The organism is Dysgonomonas sp. UBA7630, from assembly GCF_002483985.1.
GTDB lineage: Bacteria > Bacteroidota > Bacteroidia > Bacteroidales > Dysgonomonadaceae > Dysgonomonas.
This window is the reverse complement of the sequence record NZ_DLIY01000014.1, coordinates 35,376-55,705: the sequence shown is the minus strand read 5'-3', so window position 1 is coordinate 55,705 and position 20,330 is coordinate 35,376. Positions and strand designations below refer to the sequence as shown.

Annotated in this window: 10 protein-coding genes; 1 reads left to right on the top strand and 9 read right to left on the bottom strand. The window is 37.2% G+C overall.

What is annotated here, in order from left to right:
• Positions 1-234 precede the first annotated feature (234 nt).
• Both B3P17_RS05250 and B3P17_RS05245 read right to left on the bottom strand, forming a co-directional pair.
• Positions 235-2,310 (bottom strand): RagB/SusD family nutrient uptake outer membrane protein, encoded by a 2,076-nt coding sequence (locus B3P17_RS05250; RefSeq protein WP_291104168.1) that lies wholly within the window; start codon positions 2,308-2,310, stop codon positions 235-237.
• 19 nt (positions 2,311-2,329) lie between these two features.
• Positions 2,330-5,521, bottom strand: coding sequence for a SusC/RagA family TonB-linked outer membrane protein (locus tag B3P17_RS05245; protein WP_291104165.1), 3,192 nt, complete (start codon positions 5,519-5,521; stop codon positions 2,330-2,332).
• An 862-nt stretch (positions 5,522-6,383) separates the two neighbouring features.
• On the opposite strand from B3P17_RS05245, the gene B3P17_RS05240 reads away from it, so the two are divergent.
• A complete protein-coding gene (locus tag B3P17_RS05240) occupies positions 6,384-10,310 on the top strand; it encodes a two-component regulator propeller domain-containing protein (RefSeq protein WP_291104162.1) in 3,927 nt (1,308 codons plus the stop codon).
• A gap of 322 nt (positions 10,311-10,632) precedes the next feature.
• Here the strand turns inward: B3P17_RS05240 and B3P17_RS05235 are convergent, their stop codons facing one another.
• From B3P17_RS05235 to B3P17_RS05205, 7 genes are all read right to left on the bottom strand, one after another.
• Complete coding sequence (locus B3P17_RS05235) at positions 10,633-11,472, bottom strand: SDR family oxidoreductase (protein WP_291104159.1); 840 nt, start codon at positions 11,470-11,472, stop codon at positions 10,633-10,635.
• Positions 11,469-12,641 carry a mannonate dehydratase gene (gene uxuA / locus B3P17_RS05230; RefSeq protein WP_291104157.1) on the bottom strand — a complete coding sequence of 391 codons (1,173 nt, stop codon included), beginning with the start codon at positions 12,639-12,641 and terminating at the stop codon, positions 11,469-11,471. The genes B3P17_RS05235 and uxuA overlap by 4 nt, the downstream gene beginning before the upstream one ends.
• A gap of 7 nt (positions 12,642-12,648) precedes the next feature.
• Positions 12,649-14,679 (bottom strand): alpha-glucuronidase, encoded by a 2,031-nt coding sequence (locus tag B3P17_RS05225; RefSeq protein ID WP_291104153.1) that lies wholly within the window; start codon positions 14,677-14,679, stop codon positions 12,649-12,651.
• 103 nt (positions 14,680-14,782) lie between these two features.
• Positions 14,783-15,757 carry a glycoside hydrolase family 43 protein gene (locus B3P17_RS05220; RefSeq protein ID WP_291104151.1) on the bottom strand — a complete coding sequence of 325 codons (975 nt, stop codon included), beginning with the start codon at positions 15,755-15,757 and terminating at the stop codon, positions 14,783-14,785.
• Positions 15,758-15,792: 35 nt separating this feature from the next.
• On the bottom strand, positions 15,793-16,944 hold the full coding sequence (locus B3P17_RS05215; RefSeq protein WP_409517028.1) for an endo-1,4-beta-xylanase: 1,152 nt from the start codon (positions 16,942-16,944) through the stop codon (positions 15,793-15,795).
• A gap of 25 nt (positions 16,945-16,969) precedes the next feature.
• Positions 16,970-18,382: an MFS transporter gene (locus B3P17_RS05210; protein WP_291104148.1), complete on the bottom strand. Its 1,413-nt coding sequence runs from the start codon at positions 18,380-18,382 to the stop codon at positions 16,970-16,972.
• A gap of 8 nt (positions 18,383-18,390) precedes the next feature.
• Complete coding sequence (locus B3P17_RS05205; RefSeq protein WP_291104145.1) at positions 18,391-20,325, bottom strand: sialate O-acetylesterase; 1,935 nt, start codon at positions 20,323-20,325, stop codon at positions 18,391-18,393.
• Positions 20,326-20,330 lie beyond the last annotated feature (5 nt).

Here is a 20,330-nt window from a genome sequence, read left to right as displayed (position 1 = left end):
CTTGTTTATTCTTCTTGTTTTCAATTAGAAAGTTATTAAAATTAGATATTCCATTCTAATGATTTTCTGTCTTTTGTTAAAATGATATTTAAGGAGTTTTTGCTTGTCTAAGGGCGGACAATCCTTTTATGAGAGCTTTTCAAATGCTTTCTACAAAAAAGAAAGCCCCGAATTCTTATATAAGATTCGGGGCTTTTCCAAAATAAGTTATGCTTGAAGAATAATTACATTTCTTTAATATCCGTAATTCTGTCCATTTGGATCCATTGGACTTACTCGGTCTAAATGTTTTTGAGGTATAGGTCTGAATCGGTGAAACGGCTTAACATTCGGTGCAGCAAAAGAATTACGTTCTTTGAGCATTTTGACAAAGAAATCAGCTCCATTTCTTACTAAATATTCAAAACGATGTAATTCACCTTCTGTCTCTTTACCGTTTTCGTCAAGGAAGAATACTAATCTGGCATCATCGGTCATAGCACTGATAAAGCCTGCAGTAACTTTCATTTCATCTACTGTCGATTTATTTCTGTCAGCGTAGTTACCTCCATCATATTTCCAATAATGTGAATATTTGCTTTCTCCTTCTTTCCATGCAGCGCGCTCGCGGACAATATTTAGAGCTGCAGCCGAATTTGCATAATCTCCTTTCATAGCCAAAGCTTCAGCTAACAAGATATATGTTTCTCCTAAGCGGTAGCAGAAATAATCCCTAAATCCGGCCTGATCGTTGGTTGATGCTCGACGACTATCCAAATATTTTATTAGAGTAGGGAAAGTATTTGTTATTCCGTCTCTGATACCTCTATTTCCAATCTCGGTTTTTGTGATAGATTGCATTGGTATATACCAGTAAGGTTCCATAGAACGTGCTAAAGCAAGCTTCTCAGAACGAGTTCCACTCTGGAAACGTTTATCCAGATTCTCTACAGAGAATACAATGGCTGTATCGCCTACCACATAACGAGGTGACCCTTCAGTTTTACCTATCGATGTAGGATCAAAGGTTCCTGCGGCATTCGTGAAAGATTTCCAACTCACATCAGCCGAAGGTGTCTGGTTGGCATAATATACCCATACATGAGACTTATAAAGACGAGAGTCTATCAGTTTACCTTGTTTAGAACTTGCATAATACTGTGGTCCGTAGAGTCCGTTATCAGCATACAAGAAAGGTGTTGGAGAAGTACGTCTCCATCCGCGACCTGTAATTAAATCACGACCTATTCCCATACTAGTACCTCTACTTACACTTTCTGTACCTTTTCCATTTTCTGTAACCATAGGCATACCGTCAGCCTGTGTAGTGAACATCATATGTAGCCAGTTACCACCATCATTAACTTTGTCTGGAGTTTGGTTATTATAAAAATGGTTGGTTGAGAACTGTATGCTAAAAAGAATCTCAGGACCGGCATAATCACCCGGAGTAGGACCTCCTGTCTTAGGGTTAAATCTCCATAAGTCAGCATAGTCGGGGCTAAGAGTATGATTACTACCACTTCCTGCACCTGTACCAAAATTACAAACTGCACTTGCATATTTTATCGCCAAATCTAAATCGTCTGCAGTTGCTCCACGATCTTCATTCATTTTAGGGTCAGACTGATTTTGTGTATATTTCTGACAGTAACGGAACATATGTGACTTTGTCAATAAGTGTCCTGCAGCACCTTTACCCACACGACCATAATCACCGGTTACTTTTCCTTGTGCATCAGCCCACGGAAGTAAATTCCATGCTTCTGTAGCATCATTTATGATTTGTGCCCAAATTTCTTTTTGAGGCGAACGTACAAAATTGAGCTTTGGTGCATCAACCGGCTCTAGTACCAGCGGGCAATCACCATAGTGTATAGCCAGCACGTAGTAATAATAGGCTCTCAGAAACAATAGCTCACCTTTTCTTATGCTCTTGATATCAGCGGCCATAGTTGTATTTGATTCTATGTATTTTAACCCAAGGTTAGCTCTAGCTACTCCATTGTAACAATCTGTCCAAAAGGCAGAGAATGTCTCATTCGAAGGATTCATTGCCGATGTATATAAAGCAAAATCAGTACCTCCATCTCCTCCTATTGTGTACATATCTGTACCGATCTCTTGAAAGATTATTCCTGATGGAGTATTCGATGTTGAAAACATTCCCCTTCCGTTTTGGTAAGCTGATACAACCAACGCATTAAGCCCTTCGTTGGAATTGTAGTAGGTATAATTCGTGTTATATCCTTTTTCTTCCAAAAAATCTGAGCAGGATGCCATAATACATCCAAATATTCCAATTGTAATTATATATTTTAAGGATTTCATGTTTCTTATTATTTAATTGTTAAAATGTTAAATTTACGCCAAACATATAATTTCTCAGGGTTGTAGGTTCATTATAGGATTCGTGTTTGCGAGCATAGTCTCTTGTTGCCTTAACCGAGCCTTCAGGGTCGTTATTTGGGTAACTAGTAAAAGTGAACGGATTTTGCAATTGTGCGTAGAATCTAGCTTTTTCAACACCTACAATTCTTGTAAGACTAGTCGGTAAAGTATATCCTAACGTAATATCTGATATTCGCACGAAATCGCCCTTGTTATACCAATATGCTTCTCTATGTGGTTGGTCAGCATCTCCTTTTGTAGGTTTTCTGAATCTGCTCTGCGTATTTTCAGGTGTCCAATAGTTTACAACCCGTGTGTTCATACGACCATCGTGTCCTACTCCGGGATCGCTATAAATTGTATGCCCAAACATTCCATACATAAATATATAAAGATCAAAATTCTTATAATAGAAATTATTCCCCATACCAAGATTCCATTTTGGCATTTTTTGTCCGCGGAAATCACGGTCTTTTTCATCGATTTTATAGTTTCCATCTAGGTCAACAAAACGTAAATCACCGGGTTTGTAAGAGTGTCCGTTTGCATTGAATTTTGCCATTTCTTCCATGTCCTCTTTTGAGTATCCCCAAACGTTTTTAGTATTTACATAATCGTAATATGTATCAACGGGGTGTCCTACGAACCACATATTTGCTACATCTTTTTCTAGGCCGGATGCTAATTTTACAATTTTTTCCTTATTCATCGAAAACTGTAAAGAGGTATTCCATTTGAAGTCTTTTGTTTCAAAGTTTACAGTGGAGATGGCTACTTCAATCCCTTGATTTTCTGTTTCTCCGATGTTGGAAAGAATTTGACCAAATCCAGATACTTCAGGTAACGCACGGAACATTAACAAGTCCTTTGTATTTTGCTTGTAAACATCAATGGAACCTGAGATACGCCCTCTTAATATTCCAAAATCAACTCCGAGGTTGTATTGTCCTGTAGTTTCCCATGTTAAGAGTGGATTAGATAGCGAATTAGGAGCATAACCTATTGCACCTATCTCTCCCCATGTGTAGCGACTACTGGAGATTTGTCCTATAGTTTGATATGGATTAACAGCAGAGTTTCCTGTCTTTCCATAACCTAAACGAAGCTTCAAATTAGAAACTACTGGTATATTATTTTTTATAAACGCTTCATCGGAAATACGCCATGCAAAAGATGCAGATGGGAATGCAACCCATTTATGACCTTCAGCTAGACGAGAAGAACCATCACTACGGATAGAGGCTGTTAACATATAGCGATTGTCTTTGAAACCATAGATAGCACGACCCATCCATGACATCATTGACCATTGCGTGTAACCACTTGTAGCAGATTGTGTACTTGCTGTTCCTAAATTGTAGTACCATTGAGACTCAATTGGTAGACCCACACCGCTTGCCGTAACAGGTTCATCAATTGATTTCTCAACAGATTGTACTCCTGTTAAATTAAGGCTATGTTGCCCAAACGTTTTGTTATAGCTAAGTATGTTCTCAAAGGTCCAACTTCTTTTAAACTCCAGATTTTGATTGGCTCTGGCATGACCAAAACCTTGTTGTGTAGAGGCAGAAGCGTAAAAAGCTTGCTCTTGTCCACTATAATAATTTGTTCCGAAATTAGCTCGGTATGATAATCCATTGTCTAATGTTATTTGAGCATATAGGGTTGCATCAATCTGATTTCTTTTGGTTTTTCCTTGATTTCCAGTAAAGTCATAGAAAGGGTTCCATAACATACCTTCTCCTGTTGGATGTGGAACTAACCCTAGAGCAGGATCTCCATTTTTTGTAACATCACCTCCATTACCGTAATCACCACTACCGCCCGGAGTATAATAAGGAGTCCCTAATGGGTTCCAGTTTCCTCCAACTCCAGTACCATTAAAATATTCCCAATAAGCGAAGTTTGTAGTGGCTCCCATATTTATATGTTTACCAAGTTTTTGGTCTACGTTCATACGTAAGGTATATCTTGTTCGAAAAGATCGTGGGGTAATTCCTTGATTATCCATAAACGATCCGGATAGGAAGATTTTGGTATCCTTACTTCCACCACGTATGCTTATGTTATGATTTTGAGATATTGCCTCATCCCTGTATCCTGCCATTTGCCAGTTGAATCCGCGAAGCATAGATGGGTTATATGTCCCACTTTCCCATGCTTTGCGTACAGACTCAAGTACATATCCGGATTGATCACGCGTAATATATTCCATTTTTTGATCATATTCCCAATTTGGAGTCATGGACGGGTATGCCGAAGTAGGATCTAAGGTATACCCCCCTTGTCCATCATAGATATATTTACGATCGGCTTCACGTAGATACTCTATATATTCCGCTGCATTTCGCACTTTCCTCATATTATCTATTTTACCAATAGTAACATAACCATTATATTCTACATTAACTTTTCCTTCTTCCCCCTTCTTGGTCGTTACAAGTATAACTCCATTTGCTCCACGAGAGCCATATATTGCTGTTGCAGATGCATCTTTTAAAACTTCGATCGAAGCGACATCCGATGGGTTGATTACGCTTACACCACTGGCCGATGGTATTCCGTCAATAACGAATAACGGATCATTGGTTGCTTCAATAGAGCGATTTCCTCGTATACGAATCATTGGGTCGGCATTAAGATCTGCTCCCGCAACCATCATCCCTGCTACTTTTCCACGCAGCGCTTCTTGTATGGTTGTTGGTGCTGTTGCAATCAAGTCTTCGGCTTTCACTTGAGATATAGCCCCTGTAAGGTCTCGTTTCTTTTGCACACCATAACCAATAACCACAACTTCGTCTAATCTCTTGTTATTTTCTTTTAAAATAATTTGGATATTGTTTTTGTTCGAAACATCAATTTGTTGTGTTTCCATTCCGATGTATGAGACTATGAGGACTTGCTCTCCTGAGGTAAGTTCAATATTAAATTCTCCATCTGTATTTGTTACAGTTGCATTCGTTGTATTCTTTTGTACAATAGAAACTCCAATGAGTGCTTCCTGTGTTTCATCTAAAACTTTACCATTTATTGTTCTACCTTTTTGCTGTGCTAAAGTCGGTAAACTATATAAAATACCTAATAGTAATATGACTAAAAACGACTTACTCTTGGTTAGAGAAGTAGGTTTATATAAAAATGTATTTTTCATTATAACAATTTTAAGTATTAAAAATTTAATTGTTTTATTAGCAATATCTTCTTTATAAGAAGCTTGATGTTATTTCTTTTTTGTTACATGTTATTTCATAAATATATAATTTAATGTTTTGTATTTTTCATCACTTGTTGTTTTATTCTACAGAGGCTTTTAGAATTTGATAGGAATTCTACATAGACTTAGGCTAATCAGTAAAAAGAAATTTTTATAAAACACTATCGATTTAGATTCTCAAAATAACAGCTTTCAGCCATTATCTTTTTAGGTTAAATTTTCCCAAAGTTCAGTTGTAATAGATTTGATTTTTAGCAGCTTTTTCATAATATAAAATATTTTATAACAAAAAGAATCACTCAGCGATAGTTATAAAAACTATACACCAATCGTTATATCCTTCTGAACACAGTTCAGATTCCACTATAATATTTATGCAATATATACCGGCGCTTATGCAAAAATACGTTAAACAAATCTAGAAACTAGCATGGATTATTGTTTAATGAAACTATCTTCTATTTGTTTAAAATTGTTGTACCAAAATCTATTTTGTCGCATATTGTTTTGTTTTTGTCGCATCCTAAAATCTTTAATATTACCTGGGTTGGAAAAAGCAATAGTTTGTTATATAATTGTTTGATTTATATTGTGTTGATGGTTTGTTTGTGTGTTGGGTTATACTTGTTGAGCTCATTGTTAAGGAATGGTATTATTGATGATGGATAAGAAAGTTTCTCTTATAAATAGTATCTTTGTTACAATCTAAACTTAAACCATGAAATACGTATACCTTTTATCTATATTGTCATTCTTTTGCCTAAGTAAACTGTCAGCGCAGCACAATCGCCCTTTCACTATGAAAGATTATAGAATGACAGAACTATCCTCAAATCTTATCAATAAAATAATTCAGGATTCTGATGGTTATATATGGGTTGCAACTGATTACGGATTAAATAAATTTGATGGAATAAAATATACTCAGTATTTGCACCTGGAAGAGGATAGTACATCTTTGTTAAGCAATAATGTTAAAACATTGATGATCGATAAGGATGGTATACTATGGATCGGTACTAACAAGGGAATTCAATGTTATAATTCTTTAGAGAATTCTTTTAAAACAATAAGTTTCCCTGAAAATTTATCTCTTCACGTTTCCAATATAATAGAGTTGCATGATGGTCAGATGTGGGTGACGACAGCAGGTAGTGGAGTCTTTTCTATCAACAGAGATAACCTGACAGCAGAGCCTCTAGTAGAGGTTACACGTTTGACGGGCGATTTTATTGCATATGTCTATCAGGATAAAGAAAAATACATTTGGTTTGGAATTAATGACAAAGGGCTTATTCAAATGAATCCTGTCACAAAAAAAACGAAGAAATTTACGACTCCGAATATTCCTTCTAATTCTATCATTTGTATGCTTGAAGATGACAACGATAGATTGCTAATGAGTACATCAAAATCAGTGAGTTATTTTGAGCGAAATAGTCAAAAGTTTATACCCTTAGAATGGGATGGACAACCTGGGTATGGAATTACCGATATGATGCTAAGTCATAATGGAACTGTATTTATTAGTACTACAACTAAAGGGCAGGGAGTGAAGTATATCGATAAGGTTAGCCGAAAAGTTTTAACATATACAAATCCTACAAATAGTATAGCAATTAATACTGCAAAGATCTATACACTATTAGAGGATCGTGATAAAAATCTTTGGTTGGGCTGTTTTATGAAAGGGTTATTAGTAATTCCTAATAAATCGACTCAATTTAATTTTTGGAGTATCATAAATAGTCAAAATCAATTAGGAAATCTAATAACATCAATATGTAAGGATCATGAAGGCTATATTTGGGGCACTGTAGATAGAGTAGGAGTTCTTAAACTAAATAATAAAGGAGAAGTTGTAAAACAGTTTACTGATGTTGATGATATAATATCTATAGTGGAAGATTCAAAAAATAATCTTTGGATTGGTTCTTATAGTAAGGGGCTTGCTAAGTTGGATCGTAATACAGGCAAATGTAATTTCTTGAATATACCTTATTCTGGCTATATGAAGACAATAAGGGAAGGTCGGGATAATTTACTATATATATCAACTTTTGGAGCCGGATTTATTCAATATAATCCTCAAACAGGTGTTCACAAACAGTATAATATGCGGCAAGAGGACCCGCAAAAGGGTAGGCTTGGCAATGATTGGATTACTTCTATCCTATGTGATTCCAAAGGGTTAATATGGTTTGCCCATTATAAAGGGGTGAGTTGTTTTGACCCATCTCAAAATCGTTTTATTCCTATCAAGTATGATAGTATTTTATCAAATCAGATATGTTTGTCTATTATGGAGAGTAACGATGGCAATATATGGTTAGGAACATATAATGGACTTTTCTCTATAGATAGAGCTACTCAGGATATAAAGAATTACACAGTAAAAGATGGGCTGTCGAGTGACGTTATTTGTGGCTTGGCTCAAGACAAAGAGGGGAATATTTGGTGTAGTACCTTTCAGGGTATTAATCAAATAAAAATAAAAGAGAATAAAATAATAAACTATTATATCGGAAATGGACTATTTGATAAGATTTATAATAGAGGTGTTTATTTTCAGGGTGCTGATGGGATTATTTATTGGGGAGGGAATAATGGAATAACTTCTTTTTATCCTGAAAATATTATTACGCCCAGTTATGAACATGAGATATTGACTACTAATCTGTATGTCCATAATCAGTCTGTGAATATTAATACATTATCAGGAGGGAAACATATAATCGATTCGGAGATACTATCAGCGAAAGAGTTTAAATTTTCGTATGAAGACAACACTTTCACTTTCGAATTCTCAACTATGGATTTCATTGACCCGGAGAATATATACTACGAATATAGATTAAAAGAATTAAGTAGCGAGTGGAGTTCAACTCTACCGGGAATTAATCAGGTAACATATAATCATCTGAATCCAGGAAAATACACATTAGAAGTTAAGGCTGGTAAATTTGGTGCTTTCTCTCAGCCGAAGCAGTTTTCTATCATTATATCACCTCCCTGGTATAAGAGTACATGGGCATATGCATTTTACTTATTTCTCATTCTTATTTTTGGAGTATTGATCGTAAATCTTATTCGGAAGAAGAGAAATGAACAGATAAATGAATCGAAGCTTCAGTTTTTTATTAACATCTCCCATGAGATAAGATCTCCTCTTACTCTGATAATAAGTCCTATGGAAAAACTTCTGAAAAGTAATTTCGATACAGAAACCATGCAAACTTTGCAAAATATGCATCGTAATGCAAACCGAATATTGGGGCTTGTGAATCAATTGCTCGATATAAGAAAGCTGGATAAAGGACAAATGAAGTTGAGGTTTAGTAAGACTGATATGGTTGGTTTCATAAAGGAGTTGTTTGATGTTTTCGAATATCAATCAGTCAGGAGAAATATTCAGTTTACCTTTCAACACCAAGATGACAACTTAGAAGTGTGGATTGACCGGAATAACTTCGACAAAATATTGATGAATATATTATCAAATGCGTTCAAGTATACTCCTGATGGTGGAGAAATAAATGTATCATTAGCCACAGGAGTCGATAACAGCATTTGGGGGCCTCTTCAGAAATACATGGAGATATCAATCATTGATTCAGGTATAGGCTTAGAAGAAGGGAAGATAGAAAAAATATTTGATAGGTTCTATCAAGGACAAAATCAGGAGACGTTCACTACTGTAGGTTCGGGGATAGGATTAAATCTTGCTCGGACATTGGTGCTATTACATTATGGTGCTATTACAGCTAAGAACAGAGAGGGTGCTACAGGAAGTTGTTTTACAATTCGTATACCTTTAGGAAATCAGCATTTGAGAAAGGATGAGATCGCAGATCAGGCATCAGACAGTCGTCCGTTGTTGAACCAAAGGAATTTTATAGAAAATGTTGCAAATGAAAAATCCGAAACGTATAGACGAAGAACAAATTATAAAATTCTAATAATCGATGATGAAGAAGAAATAAGAGATTTTCTTTCTCAAGAATTGGGTGAGTTATTTAAAGTAATTACGGCTGTTGATGGTGTTGATGGATTACAAGTAGCGATAGATCGACAGCCCGATTTAATTATTTCTGATGTAATGATGCCCAATATGGATGGTTTGAATTTGGTGAAAAGACTTAAAAATAATAATAATGTAAGCCATATACCTATTATTCTTCTAACATCGAAAGCCGAATATCAAGACCGTATACAGGGTTTAGATCGAGGAGCAGACGCCTATTTGTCGAAGCCATTTAATATAGAAGAACTAATTGTCACTATAAATAATCTGATTTTAAACCGGAGGCTACTTAAAGGAAAATTTTCGGGAGCTCAGGATCAAGAAGATAAAATAAAGCCGATCGACTTCAAATCAGGCGATGATATCTTAATGGAGCGTGTTGTTACGGTCATAAATGAGAACATAAGTAATACCGAACTCAATGTAAATATGCTGGCATCTCAAGTTGGCCTTAGTCGGTCGCAGCTACATCGGCGTATGAAAGATATGACCGGTATAGCACCAGTAGACTTTATTAAGAATATTCGACTCAAGCAAGCTGCTAATCTGCTCAGAGAAAAGAAGATGGATGTGTCTTTAGTCGCATATTCTGTCGGATTCACGAATCAATCTTATTTCTCCACAATGTTTAAAAAACTCTATGGCATTTCTCCTACTGAGTATATAATGAAAGCTCAGGATGAAGATGATGCAAAAAAATAGAATTAATATGAACCTCAAGAATTATCTTGAGGTTTATTTTTGATATCGAAAAAGAGTTTTGCAGGCCTTTTGAAATTTAGTTTGCTAATTTATTTAACTGTAAGTAGATATGCGAAAAAGGTGACAAAGGTGACAAAAGTAACAGGTTATTGTATATATTTCCTTGTTACTTTTTCATTCGACTAACCCATATATAGATAAATAATCCTGCCAAGAATAACACTGGCAGGATTAAATCTTTTATAGAAGATTATACAGTTGGTTTTATAATTCGCTTTTGTATTACAAACCAAAAAGGCTGATTGTACTACAATCTAAATATTTAAACCCCACTGTAAGCACTAAACCCACCATCGACAGGAAGCACTACTCCGGTTATAAAATTAGCTGCATCACTGCATAGAAACTGTACAACTCCGTTTAGTTCTGTAATATCTCCGAAACGTCCCATTGGGGTTTTAGCCAATACCTTTTTACTTCTCTCTGTTAAAGAACCGTCAGGATTGATAAGTACAGCACGGTTTTGGTCTCCGATAAAAAATCCAGGAGCAATAGCATTTACCCTGATCTTATCTCCATATTTCAGAGCCATTTCGGTAGCCATCCACTGTGTGAAGTTACTTATTGCTGCTTTTGCTGCCGAATAGCCGGGAACACGACTTATTGCAGAATATGCAGCCATGGAAGAGACATTTATAATATTTCCACTTCCTTGTTCAGCCATAACTTTTGAAAATATCAGACTTGGAAAAACAGTACCGTCCATATTGAGCTTTATAACTTTTTCCCAATCCGTTGTTTTCATTGTATAAAAATCCTGATCAGGAGCTAATGTTGCTCCCGGAACATTACCACCTGCTGCGTTAACGAGAATATCTAATTTGCCATATATGCTGAGTATCTTTTCTCGGCTTTCTATCAACTGATTTTTATCCATCACATCGCATTTGATGAATAAAGATTTACCTCCATTTTCATTAATTTCCTTAACAAGAGCATTTCCTTTATCTTCGTTACGTCCCAGTATTACAACATCTGCTCCTTGTTGTGCAAGGTGCCTGGAGATACTGCCGCCTAATACTCCGTATCCTCCTGTTACAATCGCAACTTTACCTTCTATACAAAAGAGATTCTCTTTTGTTTTTGTATTAATATCTGTCATCTGTTCAATTCGTTTTTTATAGTTTCTATTACTCCATCCATCTGTGCTAGGGCATACATGCGCCCATAGAATGAGTAACCTGGATTATAGCCTTTATCAGCATCATCTAGCATTAGTCTGCCATGATCTACTCTCATGGGCAGTAACGGATTTTCTTTTTCAAAAATACGCACCAATTCTATTAGATGTCCCCGTCCTTCCAGATGTGGTGCTTCGATAAAATTACCATCCGAAAGGATATTTGTACTCCTTAAATGTACGAAGCGTGTACGCGATGCAAATTGACGAGCCAGTTCCGGAACATTATTGTGTATTCCAGAACTTAGCGATCCTGCACAAAATGTAAGTCCATTATGTGGATTGTTAACAGCATTTAATATCCATTCAATATCTTCTCTGTTAGAAACAATACGGGGTAAACCCAATACCGGATATGGCGGATCGTCTGGATGAATACACATCTTAATACCGTATTCGTCACAGACAGGCATTATACACTCTAAAAAGTATTTTAAGTTTTCTCTTAGTGCTTTTTGATCTATCCCATTGTACAATGCTAAAAGTGTTTTAAAAATAGCAACAGGATTTTTATCCCCGTCCTTTATATTACCATTGATAAAACCCTGTGTCTTTACAATGATAGTGTCTATCAACTGTTCTTTTTCATGTTCTGTTATAACCTTATCCAGTTGGTAGACCTTATCCATTTCTTCTTTTGGGTAATCCTCTTTTGCACCTTCCCGTTTAAGGATCATGCAATCAAAGTAAGCGAAACGTGTCTTATCAAAATAGAGAGAGAAAGTACCGTCAGACCATGGATACATGAGATCTGTGCGAATCCAGTCTATAACGGGCATAAAGTTGTAGCAAACAGTCTTAATACCCACTTCTCCAAGGTTTCTGAGACTTGTAATATAATTATCTATCAATAAATCCCTATTATCTCCTCCATATTTAATAGCTTCGCTAACAGGCAGGCTTTCTACAACAGACCAGTACAGCCCGACTTCTTCTATATAGTTATTCAGATCATTGATTGCTTCCGACGACCATACTTCACCGTTCGGTATATCATGCAATGCAGTAACAATTCCTTCGACTCCGATTTGCCTTAACATAGGCAGTGTAATCTTATCTTTTTTCCCGAACCACCTCCATGTCTTTTTCATTTTCCAGTTAATTATGGTGTTTCATATCTAGTTTTATTTTCATCAGGTCATCAAGTTCATATATAGGACGTTCAAGCTCATAGGGGATAGGCTTTTTTGAGAATGTCTGGAAATATAACAAACAAGCATCTCTCCACCATACGGCATCTCGAGCCTGAATTTTTAATTTAGATTGAACCTCTTCGAAACGTCTGTAGTCTATATATTGCTCCATTCTATCCCAAACCTTCTGATACTCTCTTACCTGCTGTACACCCGAATCATACTTATAACAAAGAGCATCCCACATCGTTTTACCGTCATTCATCTTATAATTCCAGGGAACATGATGAAACCACAAGAGTAAATTCTCAGGACAGGTTGATATGTCATTATAAATATTATTCAAAGGAGGAAAATAATGGGACACGGCATCACTCCCCGTTGTTGTACGATTAAAACCGAGCCCTATAGTATCCGCTTTGTGATAGTATACAGAAGTCCAGTCTTCTCTACCTGCTTCCGACAACCAAGGTTCAGGTCCGTAATGATGGTTTTCGGCAAAAATATGGTGAAGTCCCAAAGGCATCATATAGTCAACAATGGTTTCCCTGGAATTCAGCATCATATTTTTTACCGGCTCAACAAATTCGTTATTATCGGAGAATGACATTCTTATCCATTCATCAGCTATTTGGTTTGAAGAAAGTTGATGGTTCCAAGCCAAACGTCCGAATGCATACCAGTTTGCCTGTGCAAAATGATGTCCACACCAGTTTGTATCTTCACCTATATTAGCTACAGCCGATATGGCCGTTGTTTTAGCCGGACGTAATGTTCCGTCTGTTATTTTGGCTACCGTAGAACCTTTCCCATCCGAATATGTGTCGCTGTCAAGAGTTTCCTTGAACATAGTAGCCAGATATGCAAGATGGTTAGAAAAACCGAGATACTCTTGTGTTATCTGAAATTCTACCATTGCCGGAGTCTTACGCAGTGCACCAAACAAAGGATTGAATGGTTCACGTGGTTGAAAATCGATAGGGCCGTTCTTTATCTGAATAATGACGTTATCCCGAAATTGTCCATCCAATGGTACAAACTCCTGATATGCCTGTTTTGCCCGGTCTTCCATGCTCGGATTATATACAAATGCTCGCCACATAACTATACCCTTGTATGGCTTGAGTACATCGGCCAGCATATTGGCGCCATCGGCATGGGTTCGTCCGTAATCTTGAGGTCCGGGTTGCCCTTCAGAATTAGCTTTTACCAGAAACCCTCCGAAATCGGGGATTAGTGAATAGATTTCTTTGGCTTTGGCTTTCCACCACTTCTGCACCTCCGGGTTTAATGGATCAGAATCGGATAGACCTTCCAATACCTTAGGAGAAGAGAAATTTACAGAGAGATAAACTTTAAGTCCATAGGGACGGAAGATGTCAGCTAAAGCTTTTACTTTTTCCAAATAATCTTTCTTTAGAATATTAGGAGAAGCATTAACATTATTCAGTACAGTTCCGTTAATCCCTATCGAAGCATTCGCCCGAGCATATTCTTTATATCGTGGAGAAAGTGTATTGGGCAGTTCCTCCCATTTCCATAACGAATAACCCGAATATCCACGTTCGATAGTTCCGTCCAGATTATCCCAGTGATTGAGGATACGTATATCGTAAGAGGGCAGTTCTTCTATATCTAAAGTAGTTAAATCTGCTCCTGTTTGTTGCAATCGTAATAAACAATATGATCCATATAGTAGCCCGACATCAGAAGCTGCTGAAATAATAATTTTCTGATTATTAGACTTAATACTATATCCATCTTTAAGGTGCTTGAGTTTTTTATTTAACTGTAACTCTATGGTCTGTCCTTGCCAATGATTTGATAATTCATCCAAAGCAATATTGATAGTAGGGCTACTATGTGATGATAGTATCGATTTCTCTTTTTGCTTTATTTCAGGGTAGCGTAGCCATAAGCGGCTCCCGTCTTCAGCCCATGATAAGAGAGATGATAAAATAAAAATAATAAAGATTGAAATGTATCTGATTGTCATATTAATCCTTTTAATATTAAATACAAGGGCGAATATTCATTCGCCCTTGCCAGAAAACTAAGAGTCCAAAAAATTAACCTAAAACCTTTAAACCTAAAATAAACTAATAGCTTTCTAACCCTTCTATTGTTTTAATTGTACCATCATTGTTATATTCCAGTTCGATAACTTTCATACTTCTAAGCCATGTTTTTCCGCTCGAGGGCACAGAGTCATGATGGAAAAGATACCATTTGCCTTTGTATTCGACAATGCTGTGATGCGTTGTCCAGCCTACTACAGGGGTGAGTACTACGCCACTATAAGTGAAAGGTCCGTAAGGGTTGTCGCCTATAGCATAGCATAGAAGGTGCGTATCTCCTGTAGAATACGAGAAGTAATATTTTCCATTATATTTGTGCAACCACGAGGCTTCAAAGAATCGTCGATTGGTGTCACCTTGCGTCAATGGATTGCCATGTTCATCAAGAATAATCACATCTCGAGGCTCTTCGTCAAACTCAAGCATGTCATCTCTCAGGCGTGCTACTTTTCCACACAAAGCGGGTTCATTTTCAGCCGGGAAAGCAGCGCACTCCAATGCTTTATTTTTGCGATAGCGTTGCAGCTGCCCGCCCCAGATGCCTCCGAAATAGATATAGTATTGTCCGTTTTCCTCAAATACACAAGGGTCTATACTATAACTTCCTTTTATTGGGTTATCCTGTGGTATAAATGGCCCGTAAGGTTTATCGCTAACGGCTACTCCCAAACGGAAAATATCATTTTTGTCTTTCATTGAGAAATACAAGTAATACTTACCGTCCTTAAAAGCCGTATCGCTATCCCATAGCTGACGACCAGACCAGGGAATATCTTCCACTGAAAGAACAACTCCATGATCGGTTACCTCTCCGTTTTCCACATCTTCCAACGAGAAGACATGATAATCTTTCATATTAAAATGATCTCCGTTGTCATTTTCTGCAATGCCACTTTCCCAATCGTGGGAAGGATAAATGTAAATCTTACCTTCGAATACATGTGCAGATGGGTCAGCCATATAATCCTTCGGAAATAAATATCGTGCTTGTTTCATTTTTTTTATTAGATAATGATGCTTATTATTTTTGCTTATCTTTTCTCTTCAGGAAGACCGGCTATCTTGATGATTTCCTGAACAACAGGTTTAGCCTTATATTGTCTGTCAAACAATAAAGGATAGTCGGTACGACCCTTCATTGGAAAATCGTTTTTCCATGAATCTACATCGCTTACACCCCATAAGGTGACACGGGTTATTTTTTCCTTATTATCTATAAAGAGCTTAAAGAAACTACCCATGCGCTCTGTCCACGCTACTGAAACAGAATCAGGTAGTCCGGTTGTATATGGATTCATTTTCTGATTATATGCTTCTATATCAGAGATGTTTGCTCCTGTGTTGCGGCGAGGAGAGGGTAGGGCACTAAGATCTAATTCTGTAACCATAACCTTTACACCTGTTGAAGTATAATCATCAATAGTTGCCTGATATTCTTCCAGACTTGGTCCATCCATGCCAAAATGACCTTGCATACCAACAGCGTCGATTCGTATATTTTTTTCCTTAAACGATTTTATCAAATTGATAATAGCTTCACGTTTGCCTTTATGCCATTCGTTATAGTCGTTATAATACAGTTCAGCATCAGGGTCAGCCTCATGAGCATATTGGAAAGCCAAAGGAATAAACTCTTCTCCCAAAATTGTGTAAAACTTACTTTTACGATATGATCCATCTTCCATAATCGCTTCATTCACCACATCCCAACCTTTTATACGTCCTTTGTAGCGAGACACTACTGTCGTGATATGATTTTTCATGCGTTGTTTAAGAACTTCAGCTGATACGTCTTTTCCATCATTATCTACGAAGAACCACGATGGGGCTTGTGAATGCCAAATTAGACAATGTCCTGTAATATAAAGATTGTTTTGTTCTCCAAATTCTACAAACTTATCAGCATCTTCAAAGAAAAATTCACCTTCTTTGGGTTGTAGAAACATACTTTTCATACAGTTTTCTGCTACTATGGCATCGAATTCGTTTTTCACAATATTTATCGATGCGGTATCTTTCCCATGTATCTGGGTTAGATTAAGAGCTGTCCCTATATAAAATTTTCCTTTTAGGGCTCCTTTTAGTGACGGTTCATTTTTTATTTCTTTATTACTTTTTGCACTACAGGCAAATGCTGTCATCAGCAATAAAGAAATGAGAAAATAATAGATGTTTTTTTTCATACTAAAATGTTTTATAGCGTTATTTTTATTTCAAATGTCTCTCTTCAATCTCCATGTTTATTTTGTCGATTACATTATCTTCCAGCTCATATCGGGATATAATGAACATGGCTAAAAGAAGAAGTATTGCAGGTATGACAGCAACAAGCCATAAAATACCTTGTTCGGCAAAGGCCGATTGGGTAACTTCGTTGTCTTTGTCGAATCCGACAAATGCCAAAACAAGCCCCGGAACAACACCACCTAAGGCCATTCCTGCCTTATAGAAGATACCTGTCAATGCATTGACTATTCCTGAAATTCTTTTACCTGTTGTATGTTCTCCATACGATATTACTTCCGGAACCAGAGCCCACATATAACCCGTAGCAACAATTATTCCTGTCGATTTGATGAATTGGGCAATAAAGACCAGCCAGACTTGAGTCTTAAGCGCAGGTATTACCGAAATGGCATATAGTAACCCCATACCGATAATGGCAACTGTTAGAAATACATAGAACATTTGCTTTTTGCCGATTGCTCTTTTGATGGCAGGTACCATCGGCATAAAGATAAAGGCAGGGATAGATCCTAAAGCCATAAAGTATGGAAGCATATCGGGAGCCTGCACGTTGTAAATCATATAATACGACCCGGCTGAATTGCCGATTGCCATCATAGCAAAAGCTGTGATGAAGAAAAAAGCCAATATTCTCAGAGGACGATTATGTTTAAATTCTATCCACAAGTCGGAAACTTTTACATTTTCTGTTTCTTTTTCTGCCATTACGACCCGTTCTTTGGTCTGTGTAAAGCAGAAAATTAATAAGGTTAATCCGGCTATGGCATAGATAGTCATTGTGATAAACCATGCGTTGGCAGATTCCGGCGAATTAATTTTCCCGTCGGATGAGAAGAACTTTACAAGAATAGGTATTCCATAGCCTACCGCCAGTCCTCCCAGATTTGCCATAAACATACGCACCGAAGTTAGTTTGGTGATTTCATCTGTATCGCGTGTAAGTGAGGCATTCAACGCTCCATAAGGAACATTTATAAGGGTATAAAGCATCGATAAACCAACATACGTGATATAGGCATAGAGCAATGATCCCGAAAATCCATTCCAAAAACAAAGGATGGCAAAGCCGGTAAGCGGTACGCCTCCAAGCACCAGATAAGAACGGTATTTCCCTAATTTAGGATTGTGTTTGTCCACGAATGCACCCACTATAGGATCCCAGATTACGTCAACAATACGTACTATAAGAAACATGATGCCTGCTGCGGCAGCAGAAATGCCGAATACATTTGTGTAGAAAATGAGAAGGTACATCGATACCGTCTGATAGATAAGGTTTTGGGCTAAATCGCCTGAGCCGAATCCAATGCGTTGTATTCCCGATAATTTGTAAAAACCTTTTGATTCGGCTTTACCTTGTGATGTTGATTCCATTGTATGTTTTATTTATTTTTTATTAATTCAACTTGGAATGAAGATGCGGGAAGACCTTCCTTATTCTTCAGGTTGGCTCCTTCGGGATTATCAGCCCAGCCATATCGTACAGATACAGGTTGTTGCACCTGATTACTCCATACTTTTATTGTGTTTTTGTTTATTACAGCCGCTTCTGCCCAAACATACCTATTATCTGCCCCTGCAACAGTGAATCCGTTAAGCACCTGGTTGGAATATAGACCAGATCCTACAGAAGAGAAAGTGAGAATGATATTATTACCTTTAACCTCGAAGCTTTCCAATTGTGGACCTTTGCTTACAATTGTGGTGTCACCATAAGCTACACGTTCAGCTTCCAAAGCCAAACGATGACCCACTCCTTTTTTGTTTTGTGGGTGAATATCGTTCCAGTCACCGAGTCCTAATGTGACAGCCATACCTGTATATGGTAAACTCAAGGCTTTTCTTTGCGCTTCTCTAAGTTCGGCCATGCCACTCTCCGAAGGATATTTGTTTGCTCTATTAAGTTCCGGCAGTTGAGCGTATATAAATGGTAGTTCCGGTTCATTTCGTTGGATTCTCCAATCTTTGATCAAATCCTTAAATAAGGCTTCGTATTCTTTTGCCCTGCTTATGTTCGACTCACCTTGATACCAGATTACACCTTTGATCTTATAGTTGTTTGATGGAGCAATCATGCCGTTATACAGTGCGGTAGGTTTATCCTGATAAGAAGTAAAACCGCCTTCTATAGGAAGATTTTCTATTCCGACACGATATTTCCATTCTCCAGTCAAATCAATTGTCCTGTCACTCAGAATTATCTTATATGGCTTTTCTTCCATAAATGCACCTCCTCTATTGGTAACAACTCTTATCGCAACCGTATTTTTCCCGGCTTTAAGTATTCCTTCGGGAACATTATAGATACGCGGCGGATATTGATAACTTGTTGTACCAACAAGTTGCCCGTTAACAAAGGTTGAGTCTGAATCTATTATATATCCTAAGCGTAAGATTGCTGCTTGGGCTGCTTCATCTTTTGTTAGTTCAAACTCTTTACGAAACCAGATGACACTTCTATTTACTTCCATGTCTTTTTCTCTCCAAGAGCCCGGGAGATAATAATCTTTCCATTCCGATATATCAATACCTTCTTTATGCCAGCTACCAGCACCTTTGTCAATTGGTCTGATGCCAGACCATCCTTCAAGTCTTTCTTTTTGTTCTCTTTTTTTTGTTTCTTCGATAAATCCTATTGTTGCAAACTTTTCTGCTTCAGCATTCAGCTCAGGATATTTCTTTATAGTCTCGCCACTGATCCAAGCTTCAACAGGAGTGCCACCAATGGCAGTACTTATAAGTCCTATTGGAATTTTGTACTTGTCATACAGCTCTTTTGCAAAAAAGTACGCTGTAGCCGAAAATTCCATGATGTTTGCCTGCGAAGCATCTTTCCATTCTCCTCCTTTGTAATCAATAAGTGGCTCCCCGAATGCATAATTGTTTGGCATACGGAAAAGTCTTATATACGGATTATTAATCGCCTTTACTTCTTCACGGTACAAATCGAGTGTTCGTCTGATCGGTAATTCCATGTTAGATTGCCCAGAACATAACCAAACATCTCCAAATAAAATGTTTTTAACTATGATGTCATTTATCTGTATTTCGGAAGGTTCCCCTGCTTTTTGTGCCGGCAAAATAACTGTCCAATCTCCATTTTTATCCGCTTTTGTCTTATATGTTTCTCCTCGAAATTTTACAATTACAGATTCTTTAGGTGATGCCCAGCCCCATACTTTGACAGGGGTATCTCTTTGAAGTATCATTCCGTCGCTAATCAGGCGAGGTAATTTTACTTTCGCACTTGATTGTATACCAAAACCCAAAATGAATAGTACAATCAAACAGAATTTTACAATATTTTTACTTTGCATATTAT

What these genes read in the sequence shown, in the direction of transcription:
- B3P17_RS05205 (WP_291104145.1), bottom strand. Translation starts at nt 20,325, where the DNA reads ATGCAAAGTAAAAATATTGTAAAATTCTGTTTGATTGTACTATTCATT.
- B3P17_RS05245 (WP_291104165.1), bottom strand. Translation starts at nt 5,521, where the DNA reads ATGAAAAATACATTTTTATATAAACCTACTTCTCTAACCAAGAGTAAG.
- B3P17_RS05225 (WP_291104153.1), bottom strand. Translation starts at nt 14,679, where the DNA reads ATGACAATCAGATACATTTCAATCTTTATTATTTTTATTTTATCATCT.
- B3P17_RS05220 (WP_291104151.1), bottom strand. Translation starts at nt 15,757, where the DNA reads ATGAAACAAGCACGATATTTATTTCCGAAGGATTATATGGCTGACCCA.
- B3P17_RS05240 (WP_291104162.1), top strand. Translation starts at nt 6,384, where the DNA reads ATGAAAGATTATAGAATGACAGAACTATCCTCAAATCTTATCAATAAA.
- B3P17_RS05210 (WP_291104148.1), bottom strand. Translation starts at nt 18,382, where the DNA reads ATGGAATCAACATCACAAGGTAAAGCCGAATCAAAAGGTTTTTACAAA.
- B3P17_RS05215 (WP_409517028.1), bottom strand. Translation starts at nt 16,944, where the DNA reads ATGAAAAAAAACATCTATTATTTTCTCATTTCTTTATTGCTGATGACA.
- B3P17_RS05250 (WP_291104168.1), bottom strand. Translation starts at nt 2,310, where the DNA reads ATGAAATCCTTAAAATATATAATTACAATTGGAATATTTGGATGTATT.
- uxuA (WP_291104157.1), bottom strand. Translation starts at nt 12,641, where the DNA reads ATGAAAAAGACATGGAGGTGGTTCGGGAAAAAAGATAAGATTACACTG.
- B3P17_RS05235 (WP_291104159.1), bottom strand. Translation starts at nt 11,472, where the DNA reads ATGACAGATATTAATACAAAAACAAAAGAGAATCTCTTTTGTATAGAA.